Origin of the sequence: uncultured Marixanthomonas sp. (assembly GCF_963974425.1) — a bacterium.
Taxonomy (GTDB): domain Bacteria; phylum Bacteroidota; class Bacteroidia; order Flavobacteriales; family Flavobacteriaceae; genus Marixanthomonas.
The window spans coordinates 1-23,802 of record NZ_CAXBCK010000054.1; the positions used below are offsets into that span (position 1 = coordinate 1).

General features: G+C 36.2%; 23 protein-coding genes and 1 tRNA gene. 13 read left to right on the forward strand and 11 right to left on the reverse strand.

Features of this window, described 5'->3' with window-relative positions:
* From AACZ92_RS14005 to yaaA, 3 genes are all read right to left on the reverse strand, one after another.
* The coding region (locus tag AACZ92_RS14005; protein ID WP_339702463.1) for an HYR domain-containing protein at positions 1-2,933 on the reverse strand (2,933 nt) is incomplete at its 3' end.
* A 205-nt stretch (positions 2,934-3,138) separates the two neighbouring features.
* On the reverse strand, positions 3,139-3,804 hold the full coding sequence (locus AACZ92_RS14010; protein WP_339702464.1) for a uracil-DNA glycosylase family protein: 666 nt from the start codon (positions 3,802-3,804) through the stop codon (positions 3,139-3,141).
* The gene (gene yaaA, locus AACZ92_RS14015; RefSeq protein ID WP_339702465.1) at positions 3,804-4,565 is read right to left on the reverse strand and encodes a peroxide stress protein YaaA; all 762 of its coding nucleotides are present in this window, start codon (positions 4,563-4,565) and stop codon (positions 3,804-3,806) included. The genes AACZ92_RS14010 and yaaA overlap by 1 nt, the downstream gene beginning before the upstream one ends.
* Positions 4,566-4,759: 194 nt before the next feature.
* Here yaaA and AACZ92_RS14020 point away from each other — a divergent pair, with 194 nt between their 5' ends.
* Positions 4,760-6,520, forward strand: a complete 1,761-nt coding sequence (locus AACZ92_RS14020) for a T9SS type A sorting domain-containing protein (RefSeq protein ID WP_339702466.1) — start codon at positions 4,760-4,762, stop codon at positions 6,518-6,520.
* Positions 6,521-6,593: 73 nt separating this feature from the next.
* Here the strand turns inward: AACZ92_RS14020 and AACZ92_RS14025 are convergent, their stop codons facing one another.
* Positions 6,594-7,637, reverse strand: coding sequence for an RluA family pseudouridine synthase (locus AACZ92_RS14025; protein ID WP_339702468.1), 1,044 nt, complete (start codon positions 7,635-7,637; stop codon positions 6,594-6,596).
* A complete protein-coding gene (locus tag AACZ92_RS14030) occupies positions 7,627-8,247 on the reverse strand; it encodes a PASTA domain-containing protein (protein ID WP_117158957.1) in 621 nt (206 codons plus the stop codon). Before AACZ92_RS14030 ends, AACZ92_RS14025 begins: the two co-directional genes overlap by 11 nt.
* A gap of 97 nt (positions 8,248-8,344) precedes the next feature.
* On the opposite strand from AACZ92_RS14030, the gene AACZ92_RS14035 reads away from it, so the two are divergent.
* The 3 genes from AACZ92_RS14035 to coaD all read left to right on the forward strand — a co-directional run bounded on the left by AACZ92_RS14035 (position 8,345) and on the right by coaD (position 10,512).
* The gene (locus AACZ92_RS14035; RefSeq protein ID WP_339702471.1) at positions 8,345-9,331 is read left to right on the forward strand and encodes a D-alanine--D-alanine ligase; all 987 of its coding nucleotides are present in this window, start codon (positions 8,345-8,347) and stop codon (positions 9,329-9,331) included.
* A 117-nt stretch (positions 9,332-9,448) separates the two neighbouring features.
* Positions 9,449-9,964: a hypothetical protein gene (locus tag AACZ92_RS14040; protein WP_339702473.1), complete on the forward strand. Its 516-nt coding sequence runs from the start codon at positions 9,449-9,451 to the stop codon at positions 9,962-9,964.
* Between the two features lie 98 nt (positions 9,965-10,062).
* The gene (gene coaD / locus AACZ92_RS14045; protein ID WP_339702475.1) at positions 10,063-10,512 is read left to right on the forward strand and encodes a pantetheine-phosphate adenylyltransferase; all 450 of its coding nucleotides are present in this window, start codon (positions 10,063-10,065) and stop codon (positions 10,510-10,512) included.
* Between the two features lie 77 nt (positions 10,513-10,589).
* Here the strand turns inward: coaD and AACZ92_RS14050 are convergent, their stop codons facing one another.
* From AACZ92_RS14050 to proS, 4 genes are all read right to left on the reverse strand, one after another.
* Positions 10,590-11,498, reverse strand: a complete 909-nt coding sequence (locus tag AACZ92_RS14050; RefSeq protein WP_339702477.1) for a hypothetical protein — start codon at positions 11,496-11,498, stop codon at positions 10,590-10,592.
* Between the two features lie 91 nt (positions 11,499-11,589).
* Positions 11,590-11,841, reverse strand: coding sequence for a 30S ribosomal protein S20 (gene rpsT, locus AACZ92_RS14055; protein WP_339702479.1), 252 nt, complete (start codon positions 11,839-11,841; stop codon positions 11,590-11,592).
* Positions 11,842-11,861: 20 nt separating this feature from the next.
* Positions 11,862-11,933, reverse strand: a tRNA-Glu gene (locus AACZ92_RS14060).
* Positions 11,934-12,012: 79 nt separating this feature from the next.
* Positions 12,013-13,488 (reverse strand): proline--tRNA ligase, encoded by a 1,476-nt coding sequence (gene proS / locus AACZ92_RS14065; protein WP_339702481.1) that lies wholly within the window; start codon positions 13,486-13,488, stop codon positions 12,013-12,015.
* Between the two features lie 116 nt (positions 13,489-13,604).
* On the opposite strand from proS, the gene AACZ92_RS14070 reads away from it, so the two are divergent.
* Together AACZ92_RS14070 and AACZ92_RS14075 are read left to right on the forward strand one after the other, a co-directional pair.
* Positions 13,605-14,654, forward strand: coding sequence for a hypothetical protein (locus AACZ92_RS14070; RefSeq protein WP_339702483.1), 1,050 nt, complete (start codon positions 13,605-13,607; stop codon positions 14,652-14,654).
* Between the two features lie 32 nt (positions 14,655-14,686).
* A complete protein-coding gene (locus tag AACZ92_RS14075) occupies positions 14,687-16,207 on the forward strand; it encodes an outer membrane protein transport protein (RefSeq protein ID WP_339702485.1) in 1,521 nt (506 codons plus the stop codon).
* On the opposite strand, the gene AACZ92_RS14080 is transcribed toward AACZ92_RS14075, so the two are convergent.
* Positions 16,202-17,521 (reverse strand): aspartyl protease family protein, encoded by a 1,320-nt coding sequence (locus AACZ92_RS14080; RefSeq protein WP_339702487.1) that lies wholly within the window; start codon positions 17,519-17,521, stop codon positions 16,202-16,204. The two genes, AACZ92_RS14075 and AACZ92_RS14080, sit on opposite strands and share 6 nt — an antisense overlap.
* Before the next feature lie 133 nt (positions 17,522-17,654).
* Here AACZ92_RS14080 and AACZ92_RS14085 point away from each other — a divergent pair, with 133 nt between their 5' ends.
* Complete coding sequence (locus AACZ92_RS14085; protein ID WP_339702489.1) at positions 17,655-18,848, forward strand: pyridoxal phosphate-dependent aminotransferase; 1,194 nt, start codon at positions 17,655-17,657, stop codon at positions 18,846-18,848.
* On the forward strand, positions 18,848-19,861 hold the full coding sequence (gene murB / locus AACZ92_RS14090) for a UDP-N-acetylmuramate dehydrogenase (RefSeq protein ID WP_339702491.1): 1,014 nt from the start codon (positions 18,848-18,850) through the stop codon (positions 19,859-19,861). Before AACZ92_RS14085 ends, murB begins: the two co-directional genes overlap by 1 nt.
* Here murB and AACZ92_RS14095 read toward each other — a convergent pair.
* The gene (locus AACZ92_RS14095) at positions 19,858-20,469 is read right to left on the reverse strand and encodes a fasciclin domain-containing protein (RefSeq protein ID WP_339702494.1); all 612 of its coding nucleotides are present in this window, start codon (positions 20,467-20,469) and stop codon (positions 19,858-19,860) included. The two genes, murB and AACZ92_RS14095, sit on opposite strands and share 4 nt — an antisense overlap.
* Before the next feature lie 94 nt (positions 20,470-20,563).
* Here AACZ92_RS14095 and AACZ92_RS14100 point away from each other — a divergent pair, with 94 nt between their 5' ends.
* The 5 genes from AACZ92_RS14100 to AACZ92_RS14120 form a co-directional block, all read left to right on the forward strand.
* The gene (locus AACZ92_RS14100; protein WP_339702496.1) at positions 20,564-20,767 is read left to right on the forward strand and encodes a membrane or secreted protein; all 204 of its coding nucleotides are present in this window, start codon (positions 20,564-20,566) and stop codon (positions 20,765-20,767) included.
* 54 nt (positions 20,768-20,821) lie between these two features.
* Positions 20,822-21,916 carry a glycosyltransferase gene (locus AACZ92_RS14105; RefSeq protein ID WP_339702499.1) on the forward strand — a complete coding sequence of 365 codons (1,095 nt, stop codon included), beginning with the start codon at positions 20,822-20,824 and terminating at the stop codon, positions 21,914-21,916.
* Positions 21,907-22,473 carry a sigma-70 family RNA polymerase sigma factor gene (locus AACZ92_RS14110; RefSeq protein ID WP_339702501.1) on the forward strand — a complete coding sequence of 189 codons (567 nt, stop codon included), beginning with the start codon at positions 21,907-21,909 and terminating at the stop codon, positions 22,471-22,473. The genes AACZ92_RS14105 and AACZ92_RS14110 overlap by 10 nt, the downstream gene beginning before the upstream one ends.
* Positions 22,474-22,573: 100 nt before the next feature.
* Positions 22,574-23,446 carry a lipoyl synthase gene (lipA, locus tag AACZ92_RS14115; protein WP_339702503.1) on the forward strand — a complete coding sequence of 291 codons (873 nt, stop codon included), beginning with the start codon at positions 22,574-22,576 and terminating at the stop codon, positions 23,444-23,446.
* Between the two features lie 10 nt (positions 23,447-23,456).
* Positions 23,457-23,802: glyceraldehyde 3-phosphate dehydrogenase NAD-binding domain-containing protein (locus AACZ92_RS14120; protein ID WP_339702505.1), on the forward strand; the 346-nt coding region annotated here is incomplete at its 3' end.

Genomic DNA, 23,802 nt, shown 5'->3' on the forward strand with positions numbered 1-23,802 from the left:
ATTGTAATTGTCATAGGCGTACCAATATCGGCACAGCTTACTTCAGTAATATCAGAAGCTACGGTGGCAATTCCACAAGCTTCATCCACACTTTGAATCAGGCTGTTAGGGTCGATGGTTGCGGTACCGTCAGGTCCAAGTGGTATGTCGACTGGCGTAACATCTGTTATTTCATAATCTATCTGAACATTATCGATTCCGGCACCCCAGCCCCAAGCTCCTGCATCATCATAAGTGAAGCGAACTTGGAAATCATTATTTAAATAAGGTAACATATCGATTGCTCCAGTACTTGTTAAATCGGTATCTGCATCTACCAGCAATACTTCTTGCCAAGCCGATCCATCCCATACTTCAGCTGAAAGTGTTTCTCCACTCTCTACTCCTTGAAAAGCATAGTCGAACGAAAGAGAAGCAGTGCTAGCTCCACTAGTATTATAGATAGGAGACAACAACCTAACTAGGTTTGTTTCGCCGTTTCCAGCTTCATCATCATCAAAAATAGCTGCGTTATTTGGGAAGTCATCCCCAATTGGCATATCGCCTGAACCAAATGTCCAGTCTGCAACACCTTCTTCAATAACAGTACTCCATCCAGAAGGTACAGAGGCGTCCTCAAATTCTTCAAGAACTGAAGATGTTATTGGGCTTCCTGCACATGTAATTATTGGTGCAGTTACGTCTATAATATTCACTGTTGCTGTACAAGAAGAGAAGTTTCCGCTATCATCAGTAACAAATACTTCCACTTCACTTTCTCCTAACATAGAGCAGTCAAAACTAACATCACTATCTATTTGTGGTCCTACCTCATAAATAATATTCCCGTTGAAAACACGAGCATCAAAAGTTGAAGCTCCAAAAGGGTACGATTTACCTGAACCTTCTAAAAACTCAATATTATCGTCAGAAGCAAATACGGTTCCGTTTGCTGTTCCGTTAGTGTAGTTTATTCCTCCTGAAGTTGTGGTTACATAGAATGCACCTGTATCACCAGCAGCAATTGTTTGACCTAAACTCAGGTTTAATGGTGTTGGAAGTCCGTCACCAGCAGACGTTACATTGGCAGTACCAATTAATGTCCACGCAGCAGCATCTTCTTCAAAACCTTCCCACGTTCCTGATTTATAATATACTTCTATATCATCAGTAATTCCTGTATCAAGGTTAACGTCAAACGAATTAACAGTAACTTCATTAATAGCTACAATGTCAAACATATTTCCATCAAGACCATTTCCACCTGCAAAAGTAGTTTCAAGTGTTTCAGTGGTTGATCCACCACCAGTAGCTGGTCCACCTACGGTTACAACATAACCACAAGCTTCATTTACTGTTTGTATAAGGTCAGCAGCAGGAATTGTTACATTTCCGCTTGCATCTAAAACCACATCTAATGGTGGAGAGGTAGCTAATTCATAATTTAAAGCAAAATTATCTACACCAGCTGCCCAAGCCCAAGTTCCAGCATCATCATACGTAAAACGAACTTGAAAATCACTATTTAAGTATGGTGTCATATCGATTGCTCCAGTATTTGTTAAGTCTGTATCTACATTTACAAGTAAGATTTCTTGCCAAGCAGATCCATCCCATGCTTCTACTAAAAATGTTTCTCCAGCAGCTACTTCTTGAAATGCATAATCAAAGGAAACATCTGCTGAAACAGCAGCTGAAAGATCATACACTGGAGAAGATAAAGAGGCTTTATTTACCTCGCCGAAACCTGCAGCATCATCATCAAAAATCGCCGCGTTGCTTGGAAAATCATCACCAATTGGCATATCACCAGATCCAAATGTCCAATCGTGTACACCCGCATCGATAGTAGTTGTCCAACCAGCTGGCATAGAGGCTCCTTCAAATTCTTCTAAAATATTAAAAATCCCAGGCTCACCTATACAAGTGATTTCTGGTGCTGTATTGTCTTCAATAGTTACAGTCGCAGTACATGTTGAAGAATTACCTTCTTCATCTGTAACAGTTAATGTCACGGTGTTTTCACCAACATCTGCACACGTAAAGGTATCTTGATCCAATGAATAATCAACAATTCCACAGTTGTCTGAAGAACCATTGTCAATATCAGAAGGTGCAATGGATACCGAACTGCCACCCATTAATTCTAATGTCAAGTTTTGACATAAAGCTTCTGGTAATTCCATATCGGTTACTGTAACGGTAAACTGGCAAGTAACTACATTTCCGTCACTATCTTCTGCAGTAAATTCTACGATAGTATCACCTGTAGGAAATTGTTCTCCTGTAAGAGGCCCCATAGTTTGAGTTGTACCGATTATTCCGTCTTCGGTATCGGTAGCAATTGCATCTGCAAAATTAACAATAGCACCACATTCTCCTGGGTCTGTATCGGCCATAATATCTGATGGACATGCAATAACTGGTGGATCACCAATTACCATAGGAACTTCAGAAAATGTGATTGCATAGCTATTAAATGTTCCATCGTCACCGCCAGCATCATCAGTCATACTTAAAACCCAGTCACCAGTAACGTCTTCTCCCATAAAGATGGTATTAAGAAGACCTTCTTCAGCTTCAAAAGTTCCAGTAAATGGAGCAGAGCCAGTAGTTATGTTTGGATTTCCATCCATAAAAACTGTATCTATGTAATCATCACCTCCGACGCCATTGTCATCAGAGAGATTAATTGTTGCGCCCGAAGGAGCAATTAGTGAAATATCCAAATCTCCATCAAAAGTGTGGGATAGATTAATCACCACATTATCCAACACAAAATCCCCTGGGTTCGTTCCTATCACGCCTGTTAATGGAACATTGGCCGTAGAAAGTGTTGTGGGGTTCGTATTAGATATGGCCGCGCCGACATTATCCCCGTTGTACGTTTGAGCATCTACTTGCCACGCAAAGCACGTGACCATAAACGCCATTAATAAAGTAATTTTTTTCATAAGTTGTATAAAATTTAATTTAACAGTTAATATGACGTTAATATACTTAAAAATTATGTTAATAAAAAGAATAAACAAACCTCATCAATAGAGGTTTTTAACTTGAAAGATGTAAAATTCTGACTTATAAGCAAATAAGATTGTATAAATCGAAATAGAATTTTAAAATTTTTGAAAAAATCTTGAAGTTTTTGTGAAAGTATCGTTACTTTTTAAAATGTGGGTCATATTGCCAAACCCTAAAATCAATTGTAGTTATTGATGGATTTTCAGCTTTCATTTTTTTATACTCTTGGAGACTGCCAACAGCACGATTTGCTGCTCCTGAAGGAGCGGTAAGTGAAACTGTTTTTATAATTCTTGAAGTTTTAGGAAGAAGAAATTCATGTATTCGAGGAACGGTATTTTTAACAATTTTTAATTTCAAATTGTATTCTTTCAACTTTTTCCTGAAAAAATATTCTGGACCGTTTTTACTGTTTCCACCAGTAAATAATAAGGTATGTACTGTTGGATTTTCTTGAAGTATTTTTATTAAATCTCGCAATACAACTTTTTGCATTCCTATGTCAGAAGCATCTACTTTTTCACGATATGCCACGGAAACCATATCGCAAATACCTATTTTTTCTTTTCGAAGAAAATCTTTACGTTCTTTTATCGCTTTGTCGGTAGTTTCAAAAGAAAGACTTAAGTTGAATAGTTGATTTAAAATAGGCCACAATTGACCATCCCTACTTCCGTAACAAAAATTAACATCACCAGGTTTATATTCCTCAGTAGTAAATCGAGGTGGCGGTAACGTTCCCACTATTAATTTGGTTGCATTTTCGGGTATAAAAGGAGGATATGGATGTGTATGCTTAAACATTAGCGAATAAATACGGGTTCGTTTTCGTTTTCAGTATATTCTTCACTATATGAATATCCATCATAATCGAACCCTTTAATTCCTTTTAATGTTTTTATATCTTTATCAATAATATATCGCACCATACTTCCTCTTGCCTTTTTAGCATAGAAAGCAATTATTTTTAGTTTTCCATTCTTAAAATCTTTGAAAACCGGTGAAATTATAGGTGCGCTTAATTCTTTTGTATTTATTACCTTAAAATATTCATTACTAGCAAGATTTACAAATAACTCACCATCTTGCAGTTCTTTATTTAAAGATTCGGTTAATGCGTTTCCCCAAAATTCATATAAATTTTTGTGGTTTTGTATTTTTAGGTGTGTCCCCATTTCAAGCCTATAAGGTTGCATTAAATCTAAGGGTTTTAAAATCCCGTACATACCCGATAGAATACGCAAGGTATTTTGTAAACTGTCCAACTTTTTCTCAGATATGGTGTAAGCGTCTAAACCATTATAAACATCGCCGGCAAAAGCATATACTGCTGGGCGAGCATTTTTTTTGGTAAATGGGGTAGAAAATTCTTTGTACCGTTGGTAGTTTAAATCTGCTAGCTTATCGCTTATACTCATAAGTTTTGCCACTTCTTTTTTAGTTTTACGCGCTAGCTTATTATTCAATATTTCAGCTTCTTCAATAAACTCTGGCTGTGTAGTCTTTTTTGTGGGTACGTCACTTTTATAATCTAAAGTTTTAGCTGGCGACACTACAATTTTCATATCTGTTTGTTTTAATTCAAAAATAAATTAAATATATCTAGAATTACATTTTGACACTTTTATATTTTTTATCAGTCCATTATTATTCTTTATAAAGCAGTACTTTTAACATATTAATGCATAATTAAGAATTTATTAACTTTTGAAAAAGATTCTTATAAATACTTTTAGAGAATAACTTTAAACATAAAATAATGAAAAAACATGTACTCCTCAGTTGTTTAGCCACTTTTATCGGTGTAACCGCTATTACAGCACAAACTGAAATAGGAAAAAAAGCTAAATTAACTGAAAATGGAACCATTGAAGTTGAAGACGTACTACTTCCAAAAAATTATAATGCAACACAAAACAAACAACAAGCCGATGTCTTGTTTAAGTTTGGTAGAGAGGCCAACCCTACCATAAAAAATTCGCGCGGGACAACGTTAGCAGATATTGACAATGATGGAGTTGACGAAATCCTTTACGGAATTGATACCACGCTTTATGCCTTAGAAGGTGACGGAACCATACTCTGGGAAAAAACAGTTTTAGGTCCTATTTTATTACCACCTACTGTAGCTGACCTTGATGATGATGGCAACTTGGAAATTATAGTTAACACAGGTTATCCAACAACTGTAGGACGTGTTTATTTAAAAGATAATAACGGAGAAGACTTACCGGGCTGGCCACTAAATTTTGATGATCACTGGATGATAAACGCTCCAGCCGTAGCAGATTTAGACGGTAATGGAACGTTAGACATTATAACCGGTGAACGTGCTGGAAGTACTGAAGGCTACGTTCATGCCATAAATATGGATGGAACACCAATTAACAGCAATTGGCCAGTACAAGTAGACGCTACTCCAGCTTTTACTCCTTCCATTGGCGATGTGGATAACGACGGAAATAACGATGTTGTTATTGCCACCTCTTCAACTGGGATGCGTATTTATGACAATCAGGGACAGCTTTTCCCTAATTTCCCATTAGCAGACGCAAATGTTTCATACTCGTACCAATCTCCTATTCTAGCAGATTTAGATGGTGATGACGACTTAGAAATTATAGGCAGTAACCACGGTAATGCAGCTGGATTTTATGTTTTAAACCACGACGCAACTTATTACCCAGGATGGCCTATTGCACTAGGAGGATGGACTTATTCTCCAGCAACAGTTCTTGATATAGATGGAGATGAAACGTTTGAAATTTTTATGTCTGACAGAAACACTAGTAACGATGGTACACCTCTAGATGTAGTTTATGGACTTACACCAGATGGTGAAAATATCAATAACTTTCCACTATCAAAATACGGAGGTACTGAAGGAGTATTAAGTATAGCCGATATTAATAATGACGGTGTTTTAGAAGTTATTTTCCCTAGTACACTTACCGATGCGGAAGGTGACGGATACATCCATGCGTACTCTATAGATGGTAGTGGTGAGATTGACGGTTTTCCGTTGCGTCCACGTGGTTTTACCTTTTTAAATGGAGCGGTTATTGGCGATGTTGACGATGACGGTATGATGGATCTTACCGCAAATTCGTATACACAGACTTTTGGCCAAGGCATTGATTCATCTTATGTAACTAGTTATAACTTGAATGTACCTTATGATGAAAACAGAATTAGACGCAATGGGTACAAAGGCAGCAACTCCAGAGATGGATTGGTAGTTCCTGAAATTATTGCAGGAGTTGAAGAGTTTGCTAATACCTCTATCAACCTTACCCCTAACCCTTCAAATGGTGTTTTAAATTTAAACTTATCGATAGCGCTTGAAAATGCTACCATCTCACTATATACTATTGATGGAAAGCAGGTTTTTTCTGAAGAAAGAAGCATTTCAAAAAACGAAGCTATTCAGTATAATTTTAAAGACTTAAGTAGCGGGCTATATTTAGTGAACATTTCTAACGGAAACAAAACGTTCACAGCCAAATGGGTGAAGAAGTAATAAACACTCCATTACAACCAATAAAAAATCCGAAGCAAGTTGCTTCGGATTTTTTATTATTCTATTTAACCAATTAAATAGCGTGCTTCGAATAGTTTCGCCATTTCTCTAAACACGCTTCCATATCATCTGGTATTTGAGATTCAAAACGTTTCATTTTTCCTGTAGTGGGGTGTACAAAACCTAATGTTCTGGCATGCAGCGCTTGTCTTGGTAATGCTTTAAAGCAATTATCTACAAACTGTTTATATTTTGTAAAAGTAGTTCCTTTTAAAATTTTATCGCCACCATATCGTTCGTCATTAAATAAGGTATGACCAATGTGTTTTAAATGAACACGTATTTGGTGTGTTCTACCGGTTTCTAACCTACAAGAGAGTAAGGTTACATACCCTAAGCGTTCTAAAACTTTAAAATGAGTAACAGCAGGTTTTCCTCTCTCTTCATCTTCATCATCTTCAAAAACGGTATTCTGTAACCTATTTTTTGGATGACGCCCAATATTTCCTTCAACAGTTCCAGATTCTTCATCTACATTCCCCCAAACCAGAGCGACATATTCACGCTCGGTCGTTTTATTGAAAAACTGTTTAGATAAGTGTGTCATGGCTTCTTCTGTTTTAGCAACTACAAGAAGTCCGCTCGTATCTTTGTCAATTCGGTGTACTAAACCTGGGCGGTTACTACTGTTATTTGGAAGGTTGTCAAAATGAAAGGTAAGCGCGTTGATTAACGTCCCACTGTAATTGCCGTGCCCTGGATGAACCACCATTCCTGGCTCCTTATTAACCACTAAAACATCATCATCTTCATATACAATATCAATCGGGATATCTTCCGGTACCAATAAATTTTCATATGGCGGATGTTCAAAAAGAACGGTCACCACATCTCCTGGTTTTACTTTATAATTTTGCTTTACTGCAGCATCATTTACGTGAATGTTTCCATCTTTCGCAGCTTTCTGAATTTTATTCCGTGTAGCATTTTCAACCCTGTTCATCAGGTATTTATCTACCCTAAGCGGTTGCTGACCTTTATCGGCTACATAGCGATAATGTTCATACAAGTCGTCATTTCCGGAATCTTCTGTGTTCGCTTCAGTATTATTGGTCATTGTTTTCTGTTTCGGTAGGTTGTGTTTCTTCTTCAACAGCATCATTTGCTTCCTGCACACGGTTTAACGATTCGTCACCAACAATTAGATCGATGACTGCTGTTTTTTGTATTTCGGTGCCCGGCTCTAATCTTTCACCCTTATAACGGAGCTCTTTTACTTGATCGCTTATATCGGGGCGGTAACTTATTTTACCAATTTCAAAACCCATTGCCAATAAAGTAGGTTCTGCTTGACGGCGTGTTCTTCCTATTACATTAGGCACTTGAATCTTTCTATAGCCCGAAGGATTTAAATACAAATAGATTTTTCGGTCTTCTTTTACAAATTTTCCAGCCTTCGGAATTTGTTCAATTACCGAGTATTTAGGAAAATCTGGATTATAATTGGCAGAATCTAGTATTTCGTAACGCAAATCCATTTCATTCAATTTGTCTTCAACAAGGTCTAAAGAGAGCTTGCTCAAGCTAGGAACTTCAATTTTTTGACCGTGATTAGTAGTGCCCTTAAGCCACCACATTACAAGGAAACTTAAGACTACTAAAGCCAAAACGGCCAATAACAATTGTTTTAAAAAAGCTTTGGTGAAGAGGAATCTAAAAAATGTCATACATTATATATTGATGGGCAAAAATAACAAACCCAAAGTTAGTATCTTTCTATGGATTAGTCATATTTTTGTTAAACGTTATTTTTAAACTTTTGGTATGGCAAAAAAACATATCGCCGTCGCAATGGGCGGTTATTCAAGCGAATTTGAAATTTCATTACAAAGTGGAGCGATGGTTTGCGATTTTTTAGACAAGGAAAAATATCACGCATATCCTATTCATATTCTAAAAGAAGGCTGGTTTTATGTTTCAGAAGATGGAACAAAGCATCCAGTACATAAGGAAGATTTCAGTTTTGATAAAGACGGAACAACCATTAAACCAGACGCCGTTTTTAATTGTATTCACGGTACACCTGGGGAAGACGGTCAGCTTCAAGCATATTTGCGTTTAGTAGGCGTTCCTCAAACCAGCGCTGGATATTACCAAGCCGCCTTAAGCTTTAACAAACGAGATTGTTTATCTGTTTTAAAAGGCTTCGGAATTAATTGCGCCAATTCATATTACGTAAATAAAGGCAGTAACATAGATAAAGAGGAAATTATAAAAAAAGTAGGTCTTCCTTGCTTTGTAAAACCAAATAGAGCTGGCTCTAGCTTTGGGGTTAGTAAAGTGAAAGAAATGGACGAATTGCTTCCTGCTATTGAAAAAGCCTACGAAGAAGACCACGAGGTGTTAATTGAAACCGCTTTAATAGGCACCGAAGTACAAGTAGGTGTATATAAAAATAACGGGGAAATTGTTGCGTTGCCAACTACCGAAATTGTTTCGCAAAATGAATTTTTTGATTACGAAGCTAAATATTTAGGAGCTTCGGAAGAAATAACTCCGGCACGTATTTCTGAAGAAGAAACACAGAAAATACAAGCTGAAGCTAAGAAAATATATGAAGTATTAAATATGAACGGCATTAGCCGAAGTGACTTTATCATACAAAAAGGCACCCCATACTTTATTGAAACCAACACCAATCCTGGTTTATCACCAGAAAGTATCGTACCGCAACAAGTACGCGAATCTGGGATGACACTTACAGAATTTTTTAGTATTTTGGTAGATGACGTTTTAGTCGTTCCCGACTAAGATGTGAGACCGCTTCGCTGTTAGAAGTTAGATATTAGAAAAAATTGAATAGTTTTATTAAGGGAATATTTTATTTAAACTCATTATTGTACAGAAAATAATATAAAGACAACGTCAATGAATAAAATTCTATACATCTTATCTATGTTTTTAATATCTAATCTGACTTTTGGACAAAAATTAAAAAAAAATGAAATAGATGAGTTTACAAAAAGCCACATTCAAACAACTTCTTGGGAAACATTATCAAAAAAACACCCGTTATTTTCTTATGCAAGATTAAGGAAAATTGATAGTGTTTATATTTTCGATGTAAAACTAATGGGAGGAAATAAAGTTTTCTCTGTAGACAAAGGAGAAAATTTATACATAAAGCTGGATGACGATGAAATAATTAAAATTTACAATACGGAGTATGAATTGAGTAATTATGGAGAAGGAGCTGTTGGAATTTTGGGCAGTCAATCTCTTGGTGTTTATCTAAAATGCTCTATTAGGAAAGAGCAATTAAAAAAATTGCGTGAAAAGAAAATAATTAAAATTCGTCTATATTCCTCGAACGGATATAGAGAAGCAGATGTTAAAAGTAAACACGCAAAAAAATTTATTAAAATGATGAATTTAATTAAATGACCTGATCTAAACCGCTAATAAAAAAGACTCTATAGCTTCCAAACTTACTCGAAATCACAAATATTTATATTAAACCTTAAAAACAAAACAACTTTAAAATGACTAAACGCGCGCTTTTTCCTGGTTCTTTCGATCCTATCACCATAGGTCATGTTGATATTATAAAACGTGCGTTGCCGTTGTTTGATGAAATAATCATCGCCATAGGCGTCAATGCCGAAAAAAAATATATGTTCCCGCTTGAGGACAGAAAGCAGTTTATTGAAGATGCTTTTAAAGAGTTTGATGCCGTAACGGTAAAAACGTATAAGGGACTTACAGCCGATTTTTGTAAAGCTGAAAACGCACAATACATTCTTCGTGGTGTTCGCAATACAGCTGACTTTACATACGAGCAAACCATTGCCCAAGCCAATGCCGAAGTAATGGATGTTGAAAGTGTGTTTTTAGTAGCTTCTCCAGCCGTATCGCACGTTTCTTCTTCTATTGTACGTGATATTGCTAGAAATGACGGAGATTATAGTAGTTTGGTGCCTTTTAATGCCTAGCTTTCAACGTGACCTATCAAGCAAGAACCTCCCAGTATTGACAGTTATACATGTCTTATACCATGTTTTTCTACTTACTAAAATCCATATTTAATTTTATTTAAACTATCTTTTTTTTGTTTCAGTTCTAATGGTGGTAATCCAATCGAAACTCTATTACTGTCCACTTTTTTTAAATCAAGTATCATATTTTCATATCCACCACCTTGCTTTACACGAGAACCATAAATTTGCGGTTGATCATTATATAAATAATGTTGATCAATCATACTTCCCAAAACAGATGGTGATGCTGTACCCTTTTTTACAAACTCCTTGACTTTTGGTACAAAATAATTCATTCGAATACTATCTTTCGTGTGAAGCAAGAGTAGTCCCACATCAAATTTATATTTCTTTGTCTGCGGTCCGACAATTTTGTCAGTCGGGTAACCAATACTTTCAAAAATCTCAATAAGTCTTTTTTCGTGTAATTTGTCAATACTATCTTGTACCCCCCAATCGACATCACGACCTTGACCTCTATACATCTGATCTGCAATTCGCATCGTAATTAATTCATCACGTAACTTTAAATCAGCGTTAGCCACAAGCTCTTTACGCAATTCATCATATTCTTCAATAAATTGTTGACCAAGTTGTGAAGCCATAAATTTATTAAAGCTTGTATTGTTTTGAAATTTGCTTAATTCTGAACCGTTCAGAATTAATTTCTTAGCAAACTCATAGGTCAATTCATAGTTTTCTAAAATGGCAGTCGTTTCTGTAAATTTTGCAATTTCGTTATAGCCTAATGTTGTTATTGGATTGCAAGAATTAAAAGCATCTTGGTATAATTTAAATGCCTTTTCGTAATTCTCTGTCTCAAACTCGTAGTCGGCTTTATATATTGTTTGGTAATAATCTGTAATATAGTTGCAATCAGGTTTTTTCTTTTTTGTGCAACCAACAATAATTAGAATCAAAAGTAATAGGAGTATTCTCATAGTTCTTTTTCAAAGCGGCAAAGTAAATACAAACAAAAAAAGCCCTTTCAGTTTCCTGAAAGAGCTTTTACAAATTTTCTTAAAGCGTTGCTTATAGCGCTGCGATGTGTCTTGAAATCTGAGACTTTAAATTAGCTGCTTTGTTATCGTGGATAACGTTGTTTTTCGCTAATTTATCAATCATAGACGTTACTTCAGGAAAAAGCTTTTGAGCTTCTTTCTTATCGGTAGCATCTTTCAGCTTCTTAATCGCGTTACGCGTAGTTTTAAACTGGTAACGGTTACGTAAACGCTTTGTTTCGCTGTTTCTAATTCTCTTTAAAGCTGACTTGTGATTCGCCATAATTCTCTTTCTTTAATTTGTAGCCCGTAGGGGAATCGAACCCCTGTTACCAGGATGAAAACCTGGCGTCCTAACCCCTAGACGAACGGGCCAATTGTTTTTCAATTGCGGATGCAAAAATACAACACATTTTCAATTCTGCAAACAGATTTCAATTTTTTTTGAAAAAAATTAATATGCCTTTGCAAATAACACACGCTGGCTTGACGGTTTTCCAGTAACCATGCAGCTTCCCACTTCTTTTTCACCAGCCAAGGGAATACATCTAATTGTTGCTTTTGTATCGTTTTTAATTCGATCTTCCGTTTCTGTAGTGCCATCCCAATGTGCAGATATAAATCCACCTTTAGATTTCAGCACTTTTTTAAATTCTTCATAGCTATCTACTTCGGTGGTATGTTCTGTTCTGTAATCAACCGCCTTTTTAAATAGATTCTCTTGAATTTCAGTCATTAAGCCAGAAACTGTATCAACCACCTCAGCTTGATTTACAAATTCTTTAGTCAACGTATCTCTTCTTGCCAACTCTACTGTCCCTTTTTCAACATCTTTAGGCCCTATAGCAATCCGTACAGGAACTCCTTTTAATTCGTATTCATTAAACTTCCAACCGGGCTTATGTGTATCCCTATCATCAAATTTTACACGAATACCTGCTGCGCGTAATTTAGTCTGTAAGTCTTTTGCAACTTCACTAACCGCATCAAACTGTTCCTCATTTCTGTAAATAGGAACAATTACCACTTGGTTTGGTGCTAATTTTGGAGGCAATACTAATCCATTATCATCGCTATGCGTCATAATCAACGCCCCTACCAATCGGGTAGAAACACCCCAAGACGTAGCCCAAACATATTCTTGTTTTCCTTCTTTTGAGGCAAACTTAACATCAAATGCTTTGGCAAAGTTTTGCCCTAAAAAGTGCGAGGTACCAGCTTGTAACGCCTTTCCGTCTTGCATCAACGCTTCAATACAATACGTCTCTAAAGCTCCTGCAAATCGTTCGCTTTCGGTTTTAAGTCCTTTAACAACAGGAACAGCCATATAGTTTTCAGCAAAATCTGCGTAGACGTTCATCATTTGTTCTGCTTCGGCAATAGCTTCCTTTTCGGTTGCGTGAGCTGTATGACCTTCTTGCCATAAAAATTCAGATGTACGCAAAAACAATCGTGTACGCATTTCCCAGCGCACCACATTTGCCCATTGGTTAATTAATAGAGGCAAATCGCGGTACGATTGCACCCACTTTCTATATGTATCCCAAATAATGGTTTCAGAAGTAGGACGAACGATTAATTCTTCTTCCAGTTTAGCTTCGGGGTCGACTACAATACCATTTCCCTCTTCATCATTTTTTAGTCTGTAATGAGTAACTACAGCACATTCTTTAGCAAATCCATCTACATGACTCGCTTCTTTACTGAAATAGGATTTTGGAATAAAAAGTGGAAAATAGGCGTTTTCATGCCCTGTTTCTTTAAACATTCTATCCAGTTCCGCCTGCATTTTTTCCCAGATACCAAAACCATATGGTTTTATCACCATACAACCTCTAACACCTGAATTTTCAGCAAGATCGGCTTTGATAACCAATTCATTATACCATTTTGAGTAATCCTCACTTCTCTTAGTTAAGTTCTTTGCCATATCCCGTAGTTTGGCACAAATGTTGTGCTTTATAGTGTTAAATGATTAGTAGTTCTCGTTTATCTCGACAAAACTAGTTATTTTTAAGAAGTCCAACAATTAAAATAAAAGCAGTTATGCGATCACGATACAACATACCAAAACAATTTATCCCCTATTTATTTGTGGGATTAGCAACCCTTCTACTCACCTCTTGTGGAACATACCACTCAGGGTATTCTGATGCTGATGGCATTTACAATTCTGGAGAGGAAGATGTTGTTTACGAGGAAGGTAGTTCGGACAAAGCTAACTATTACCAACAATACTTTAACACCAAAGCCAACGAACTTGGGGAAATTCCTGAGGACGAAGACATGGTGTTTACAGATATTGAAGCTTATACTACTACAGAATATATGGATGATGAAGGGTATATTATAATTGAAGAAAGAGATTATAATGATGGCTATGGACCTTGGGGCAGCAATGCCGACAATGTTTCTGTAAATATTTACAATAGTGGCTACGGATATGGCTATTACGGAAGTCCTTACTGGGGCTATAACAGCTATTGGGGTAATCCATATTACAGTTATTACCGCCCTTTTTGGGGTGTAGGTTTTGGTGGCTGGGGTAATCCTTATTATGGAGGTTACTATGGTTATGGTGGCTTTGGATGGGGCTATCCTTATTATGGCAGCTATGGTTTTTACAACAATCATTATGGCTATGGCGGTTATTACGGAAACGGATATTACAACAACGTTTCTTATAATCGAGGACGTAGAAACACCGATTACAACCGAACTAACACTGAAACACGAGGCAGATCTTCCAATGCAAATACTAACAGACGTTCTTATTCCAGATCTGAAAGCAACAGAAGAGTTCAAGCTCGAAGTAGCAATTCAAGATCTGTAAGAAGCAATACTATTAACCGTAGATCAAACAACACTGTTAGACAAAATAAAAGTAGAGTTAACAGAAACTCAAATAACGTTCGACGAAACTCAAACACCCGTTCGGTAAGAAGTAATAATACTTCGAGAAGCACTAGGAATTATTCACCTTCTACACGAAGTTCAAGTAACTCCAGTAGCATTAGAAGTTCTAGTAGATCTTCTGGTTCTTCAGGAAGAAGTAGCGGCGGAGGCAGCAGTAGACGAGGCGGCGGACGCGGATAATTTTCCCAAACAAAAGAAGAAAAATAAGTAATATGAAAAGAAGTATTCTCTTACTCATAACAGTCATTGCTATGACTTCAGCCAATGGACAAAGCATTATTGACGGCCTACGCTACAGTCAAGAAAACACAACTGGTACAGCTAGATTTAATGCATTAAGTGGTGCATTTGGAGCCTTAGGCGGTGATTTATCAGCTATCGCAATTAATCCCGCTGGTGGAGCCGTTTTTCTACGAAACGAAGCAAGTATCTCAGCAGGTGTTACAGATACAGACAATGAATCCCTCTATTTTGGAACGTTGGCAAAAAGCCTTAGTAGCGATGTAAACCTTAATCAAGTAGGTGGTGTTTTTGTTTTTGACAATGTAGATGAAAATTCAAATTGGAAAAAATTTACATTAGGAATTAACTACAACAACACTCAAAATTTCGAGAATGAATTATTCATAGCTGGAACGGGAAATAACTCCATTTCTAACTATTTTTTAGAACAAGCTCAAGGTCTTCCTTTAAATTTATTAGAGCTTCAAGGGTCTGAGAGTATTTCAGATTTATATAACTTTCTAGGCGAAAATCAAGGGACGCGTGCTCAAAATGCTTTTTTAGGATATCAAGGTTTTATTTTTGACCCAGTAGAACCTAATAACTCAAACAACACCCAATATATATCAAATGTAGCTCCTGGGAGTTTCAACCAAGAATATGCATTGGTTAGTGAAGGTTATAGTGGAAAATACACTTTAAACTTAGCGACACAGTATACAGACGACTTTTTCTTCGGAATAAATTTAAACTCACATATTATAGATTATAAACAAAGTACGTACTTAGCTGAAAGCAATATCAATCAAGGCAGTACAATCCGTAATATTGGTTTTGAAAACAATCTTTCTGTATTAGGCTCTGGCTTTTCAGCTCAAGTGGGTGCTATTGCTAAAGTTGCCAACAACCTTAGACTTGGTTTAACTTACGACACCCCAACGTGGTTTACTATTTCTGAAGAGACAACGCAGTATTTAGAAACCCAAAGAACTGTGAATGGACAAATCAGAACCGCAGTAATAGACCCTAACGTATTAAATATTTATGAAGATTACGATTTAAAAACTCCTGGAAAACTAGCAGCAAGTGCCGCTTATATTTTCGGACAAAGTGGATTGATTAGTTTTGATTATTCCTATAAAGACTATTCTGAAATTACTTTTAAACCTACTTCAGATCCAGTTTTTGCTGCAGAAAATTCTTTTATTGGCAACACACTTCAAGGCGCTTCAACTTTTAGAGTTGGTGGCGAATACCGCTTAAGCGAATTAAGTCTACGAGCAGGGTATCGCTACGAGGAAAGCCCTTATAGTGACAAACAAATTATGGACGATTTAAATGGATATTCATTTGGTTTCGGGTATTCGTTTGGTAATTATTATGTAGATGCTTCATTCGTTAGAACAGAACAGGAAAGACAACAACAACTTTATAATATTGGATTAACAGATCGCGCCTTGGTTAATACCGTAAACAATAATTTTGTATTTACTTTCGGACTTAAATTATAATACTTTTTCGAGCTTGAAGCGTACCTTAAAAACCCGATCATCCCTTTTTACCTCCAAATCGATCTTTTTTCCTTCTTCGGAAGAAAATAGAGCGTTTAGATTATACAATTTATATTCATGAGCCGGTTTTCCGTTTATTGTTAAGATTTCATCTCCTTTAATTATCCCCGATTTTTCTGCTACGGAATTGTCTCGAATTTCTACAACTATATACCTTGGCACTAAAAGTATTTCGGTTCTAGTAAAATAATTAAATGATGCGTTATCTATTTTATTGGTAAATTCATCTCTGAAATTTTTTATCTCCCTCTCACTACTTGTTTTTGTAAAAACCTCCACACCGTCATGTTCCAGCGTCAACCCACTCATATTATAATTAAAAGGGTCTTTATAGTTACTATTGCGCTTAAGCATGACTTTTTTATTAGGATAATCCATAGTAACGGTAAAACGTTTCAAAAAATCCCCCCCTAAGCTACCATCCCTCTGAATATATAAACCTAAACTATCTATAGCCTCCTTGTTAGGAAAAGCTACATTTACATTATTTAGCTCAAAATTACCTGCAATCACTTTTTTTAGCTTCGATCTTTTACCATAGATATTACCACTCAACCCTAACCCTAAAAAATCTTTAAAATAATTTTTAGGCGCTTCAATTAAAAACCCCTTTGTATTGAATAACCACATAGCATCACTAGATCCACTATCTAACAATAAAGTAACTGTATCTTGTTTTTTAGCATTGTTAAGTTGTACTACAAAATCTATGTATGGTTTATCCCTATAAAAATGCAAATCGAAAATATCGCATCTACGACATTCTCGGTAGGAATACGTCTCTGGTTTGTAAAACTTAATTTTTTTGGTCCTATAATTGGTTTTAACAATGAAATTTTTAAAGAAATCAAGCCCGACAATGCCATTTATAGCAAGCCCCATTCTAGAAGATAAATTTAATGAGCTTTCAAAAATCACGAAGATTGTATGGTCTTCACTTACTGCACTTCCAATTTGAAGGACGTTATTTTCACTTTTTAGCCCTTTAAGCACGCCTCCTTCACCTAACCCACGTAAACTAACTGGTTTTGTGTTTTTTAACTCAACAGAATCTTGCTTATCTAAACTAAAAATAATAGTAGATTTAACCCCTGTATCTAATAAAAAAGACAGTGTTGTACCATTCACTTCTACTGGTATTACTACTAAGTTATTGACTAGATTAAAAGAAATCTTATCTTTTTTATCCCCTTCGGGAAGCTGAAATGAGTTTTGCGAAAAAGATTCTATATGAGCATATAAAAATATGCTCAAGATAAATAGACACCTAAGTATTTGTTTTAAAGTATTCAAGCTATATCAAGATAAAAAAAATAACCGAAAGAATACTACCCGGGGTATGTATTTATAAATTTATTTCAGACCTTTGCTAGCTAAAATAAACGCTATGCCTAAAGTATCCGTAAAAGGGCAAAATATGCCCGAGTCGCCAATAAGAAAATTGGTGCCATTTGCCGAAAAAGCTTACAAAGCCAATAAAAAAGTATATCACTTAAACATAGGCCAACCTGATATTAAAACACCGCAAGTTGCTATGGATGCTGTATCATTGCATCACCTTGATATTTTAGCATATACTCGCTCTGAAGGTTCTGAAGGCTATCGTAAAAAAATATCAGCCTATTATCATAAACAAAATATCCCAGTAGAATACGACGAGATTATTGTTACCACCGGCGGTAGTGAGGCGTTACTTTTTGCTATGGGAAGCATTGCAGATGTAGACGATGAAGTTATTATCCCAGAACCCTTTTATGCCAATTACAATGGTTTTGCGACCGCTTCAGGAATTAACATAGTGCCTGTTAATTCAAAAATTGAAAACAATTTTGCGCTCCCTCCTATTTCAGAATTTGAGAAACTAATTACCCCAAAAACAAAGGCAATATTAATTTGCAACCCAGGGAACCCAACAGGCTACTTGTATTCTAAAGAAGAAATTAAAAAACTGGCCGAAATCGCTAAAAAACATGATTTGTTTTTGGTCGCCGACGAGGTATATCGCGAATTTGTGTATGGTGATGAAAAGCATTACTCTATTCTTCAAGAAGAAAGCATGGCCGAACACGGAATTATCATAGATTCTGTTTCAAAACGATACAGTATGTGTGGTGCTCGCATTGGTTGTTTAGTTACTAAAAACAAACAAGTACTTAGTACTGCATTAAAATTTGCTCAAGCAAGATTAAGCCCTCCTACATTCGCGCAAATTGCCAGCGAAGCTGCTTTACAAACACCACAAAGCTATTTTGATGATGTAACTAAGGAATATAAAGAACGTCGCGATCTGCTTATTGAAAAATTAAATGAAATACCAGGTGTAAAAGTTGGTACTCCTAAAGGTGCCTTTTATTGTATTGCCGAACTACCTATAAAGGATAGTGACGTGTTTGCACAATGGCTACTAGAAGATTTCGACCTAAATGGCGAAACGGTAATGGTAGCACCAGCTGCAGGTTTTTATTCCACCCCAGGTGTAGGTAAAAACCAAGTACGTATTGCTTATGTACTAAAGAAAGACAGCCTTATAAAAGCCGTAGAAATTCTTAAAATTGCACTTGAACAATATCCTAATAATTAATGCAGATTGAAGAACATAAATCGCTTAAGGATTTCAACACCTTTGGGATAGACTGTTCCGCCAGATATTTTGTTGCGGTCACTTCGGTTGAGGAGTTAAAGCAAATTCTTTCAGAAAAAAGGTTTGATAACCGCTTCATATTAGGTGGTGGCAGTAATATGCTACTTACCAAAGATATTGATGCATTGGTAATCCACCTCAACCTAAAAGGGAAAAAAGTGCTTTCGGAAACTGACAGCAATGCAACTATTCAAGCCATGGCTGGCCAAAACTGGCACGAGTTTGTACAGTATTGTATTAACAATAATTTCGGCGGCTTGGAGAACTTGTCTTTAATCCCTGGAAATGTAGGTACGGCCCCTATCCAAAACATCGGGGCCTACGGCGTTGAATTAAAAGATACTTTTGTAAGCTGCAATGCTATCGAGATAGCTACCGGTAAAGAACGCACTTTCACCAAAAAAGATTGCAATTTTGGATACCGTAATTCTATTTTTAAAAATGAAGCGAAAGGCGAATACATTATTACTTCCGTTACGTTTCAACTCACCAAAAAAAATCATAAGCTGAATACTGGTTATGGAGCCATTAAGCAACAATTAGCTAAAAAAAACATTGAAAACCCATCTATTAAGGATATTTCTGAAGCAGTTATTGACATACGACAATCCAAATTACCTGATCCTAAAAAACTAGGAAATAGCGGTAGTTTCTTTAAAAATCCAGTAATAGATTCAAAGAAATTTCAAGAATTTAAAATACAAAACCCAGAAGCTCCTTATTACGAAATTTCAGATAATGAATATAAAATACCTGCCGGATGGCTCATTGAACAAGCTGATTTTAAAGGCAAACGATTTAACGATGCCGGTGTGCATAAAAATCAAGCTTTAGTACTAGTTAATTATGGAAATGCAACTGGCGATGAAATCTGGAAACTAGCACTTACCATTCAGCAAACCGTGAAAGACAAATTTGATATTTATATAGAACCAGAAGTAAATATTATTTAATCCAGCGAAAGCACCTTATCAATAACGTGTACCACACCGTTAGATCCGTTTATATCACTTTTACCTAAAACAGCTTTAGCTCCATTGGCATCAATAATTACAAGATCACTACCTTGTTTTTTAATAATCAAAGCTGAACCCCCAAGTGTTTTAAATGAATTTGAACTCCCTTTACTTTTTTGAAGCAACGCAGAAGAATCCACTTGGCCTTCCACAATATGGTTTTTGAGCAAATTGCTAAGTGTTTCTTTATTTTTAGGATCTAAAATTTCTCTTTTCTTTTCATTAGCTATGCTATCGAAAGCGATGTTAGAGGGAGCAAAAACAGTATAAGGTCCTTTCTTTTTTGATAACATATCCGTTAGACCACTACTTACTAAAGCACTTGCAAAATTTTTCGTCTCATCGGTTACCATTAATTTGGACATAACGCTGTTGAGTTGTTCTTTTTCAGCAACGGTAAGTTCTTTCTTAACTTTTTTTACTTTTTCCGGAGCTGTTTTTACAATATCTTCTTCAACTTTTACTGACTCTTTTGTATCATTTTTACAAGCGAATGTTATAGAAGCTAAAATACAAATGGATAGTAGCGGTTTTAATACGTTCATATATCTTTTTTTTAGATGGATTTAACGCTAAAATTAACTAAAATCAGTCCACATCCACAAGAAAGATTGTATTTTTGCACTATAAAATTTAGTTATGGGAATTTTACTTATCACGGTTGTATTGTTATTATTGGCTTTTGCAGGAATTGCCATTAAAATATGGGGCAAAAAAGACGGTGAATTTGCCGGGACCTGTGCCAGCCAAAGTCCCTTTTTAAACAAAGGAGGCGAACCATGTGGATTTTGTGGAAAAAGTCCAGATGAATTTGAAAACTGCTCTGAACCTGCGCACAAATAAGTCTTAACGTAAGTTTTGCTGAAAGCGTTGCTTAAACCATTAAATAAATAGTCTATGGTGCTACTCTACGCGCTCGCTGCAGTGGTGCTAATTAACTGTGGCTTTTATATTCTTTTTTCAAAATTTTCGTTTCTTTCTTCTTCAATACCACAAAGCGAAAAACAATATCCAGTCTCTTTAATTGTTTGCGCTAAAAATGAAGCTGAAAACCTTAAAAAACACATTCCACTTTGGCTGCAACAAGATCATTCTGATTTTGAATTGATTTTAATTGACGATGCTTCAAGCGATAATACGTTAGAGGTTATGGAATCTTTTCAAGCTGAAAACCCTAAAATTCAGATTGTAAAAGTAAAAAATAATGAAGCCTTTTGGGGTAATAAAAAATACGCCCTTACCTTAGGACTTAAACGCGCTAAAAACCAACGGTTACTCTTTACCGATGCCGATTGTGAACCCGCTTCAAAAGATTGGCTTAGTACGATGACGGCTCACTTTTCAGAAGAAAAACGACTTATTTTAGGTTATGGAGCTTATCAAAAAAGCAGGGGTTTGTTAAACCGATTAATTCGGTTTGAAACTTTGATGACAGCCCTACAATACTTTTCGTATGCAAAAGCCAATATGCCATATATGGGAGTAGGTCGTAATTTAGCTTACACAGCAAAATTATACTATGACAATAAAGGCTTTATGTCGCATATTAAATTGCCTTCAGGAGATGACGATTTATTTGTAAACGAAGCCGCAACTCCTAAAAATACAGCGATTTGTGTTTCAGAAAATGCATTCACCTATTCCATTCCCAAGAAATCGTGGAAAGCATGGTGGCTTCAGAAAAAAAGACACATTACGACCGCCAAACACTACAAACCCCTTCATAAATTTTTACTGGGATTGTTTTACACTTCAAACTTGTTGTTTTGGATATTAACTATTATCTCCTTTATAGTTGCTAACTGGAAAATAGCACTCGCCCTCGTTTTATTTCGTTTTATATTTCAGTACATAATCATTGGAAAAGCTGCAAAAAAACTGAAAGAAAGCGACCTCACCCCATTTGCTCCATTCCTCGAACTGTTTTTAGTATGCTACCAAATGAGTATCTTTATTTCGAATAGCAGAACAAGACAAAGCCGGTGGAAGTAACTAAGGAAGATATTATTAATAAAGTAGAACATGCCAAAAATGGCAAACAAAGTGCTTTTAAATTCTTATTAGATACCTTTTGGAATACAGTGTACGGTTTTCAATTAAAGCGTGTAAAAAGTGAATATGAAGCCGAAGATATTTCAATAGAGACTTTCGCTAAAGCGTTTGATAAAATTGAAACCTTTGATCCAAACTATGAATTTGGCACTTGGCTAGTGGCTATTTCAAAAAACATACAGATAGATAAAAGCCGAAGAAAAAATGCTTCATTATATAAAAATACCACCAACACTTCTGAGGAGCATATCCAAAAAATAGCTGACCACGCTCCTACTCCCGAAGACAAATTAATAAAAGAGCAAAACTTGACTGAATTGCTTCGATATATAAAGCAATTAAAAAAGCCCTATCAAGAGGTGATTAACCTTCGTTATTTTCAGGAAATGAGCTACAATGAAATTGCTACGCAAGTAAACGAGCCATTAAGCAACGTAAAAGTTCGTTTGTTGAGAGCTCGTAAGTTACTGGCTGAAATCATTACTGAAAACTCTTAAACTGAAAAGATCACGTCTTGCATTTGAAAGCTAAAATCATTCTAGATTTTAACCTTACAATTGGTTAAAACAGCTTTAATAATTTATATCTTTGTTCTGTATGAGCACACAAACATTGCAACGGACTAAGCCCACCCCAAAACCGAAGTGGTTACGCGTAAAATTACCTACCGGTAAAAAATACACTGAACTACGCGGATTGGTTGATAAGTATGATCTTCACACTATTTGCACCTCCGGAAGCTGCCCCAATATGGGCGAATGCTGGACCGAAGGAACCGCAACCTTTATGATTCTAGGAAACACTTGTACACGATCATGTGGTTTTTGTGGTGTAAAAACCGGAAGGCCAGACACCATAGATTGGGACGAGCCTGAAAAAGTAGGCCGCTCCATTAAATTAATGGACATTAAACATGCTGTGATTACATCGGTAGATCGCGACGATTTAAAAGATATGGGCTCCATAATTTGGGCCGAAACGGTAAAGGCAATCCGCCGTATGAATCCCAATACCACGCTGGAAACACTTATCCCAGATTTTCAAGGTGTAACACGTAACATAGACCGTATTATAGCAGTAAAGCCAGAAGTGGTTTCCCACAATATGGAAACTGTAAAACGCTTGACCCGAGAGGTTCGTATTCAAGCAAAGTATGAACGCAGTCTAGAAGTATTAAACTATTTAAAACAACAAGGTATTACTCGCACCAAAAGCGGTATTATGTTGGGGCTTGGTGAAAAAGAAGATGAAGTAATTGAAACATTGGAAGATTTACGTTCTGTAGGATTAGACATTGTCACCATTGGTCAATATCTGCAACCTTCAAAAAAGCACTTGCCAGTAAAAGAGTTTATCACACCAGAACAATTTAAAAAATATGAAACCATAGGCCTTGAAATGGGCTTTCGTCACGTAGAAAGTGGTGCTTTGGTACGATCTTCATATAAAGCCCAAAAACACTTAACATAAATGGTTTGTAATGTCAAAATCTATTAAAGTTGGTATAAACGGCTTTGGGCGCATAGGCCGAAACCTTTTTAGGCTACTGCTAGATCATCCAAAAATCGATGTCGTTGCCATTAATGATTTGGCCGATGCTAAGACACTATCGCATTTACTTAAGTATGACAGTATTCACGGTGTGTTGCACAGAGATGTTTCTTTTTCTGAAAAAAGCATATTAGTTGACAACACTACTTTCCGTTTTTCTTCTGAAAAAAACATTGAAGACATTAATTGGGATGGCGTTGATATGGTTGTGGAAAGCACCGGAAAGTTCAAGCTTCGTGAACAGCTCGAAAAACATATAAAAGCTGATGTAAAAA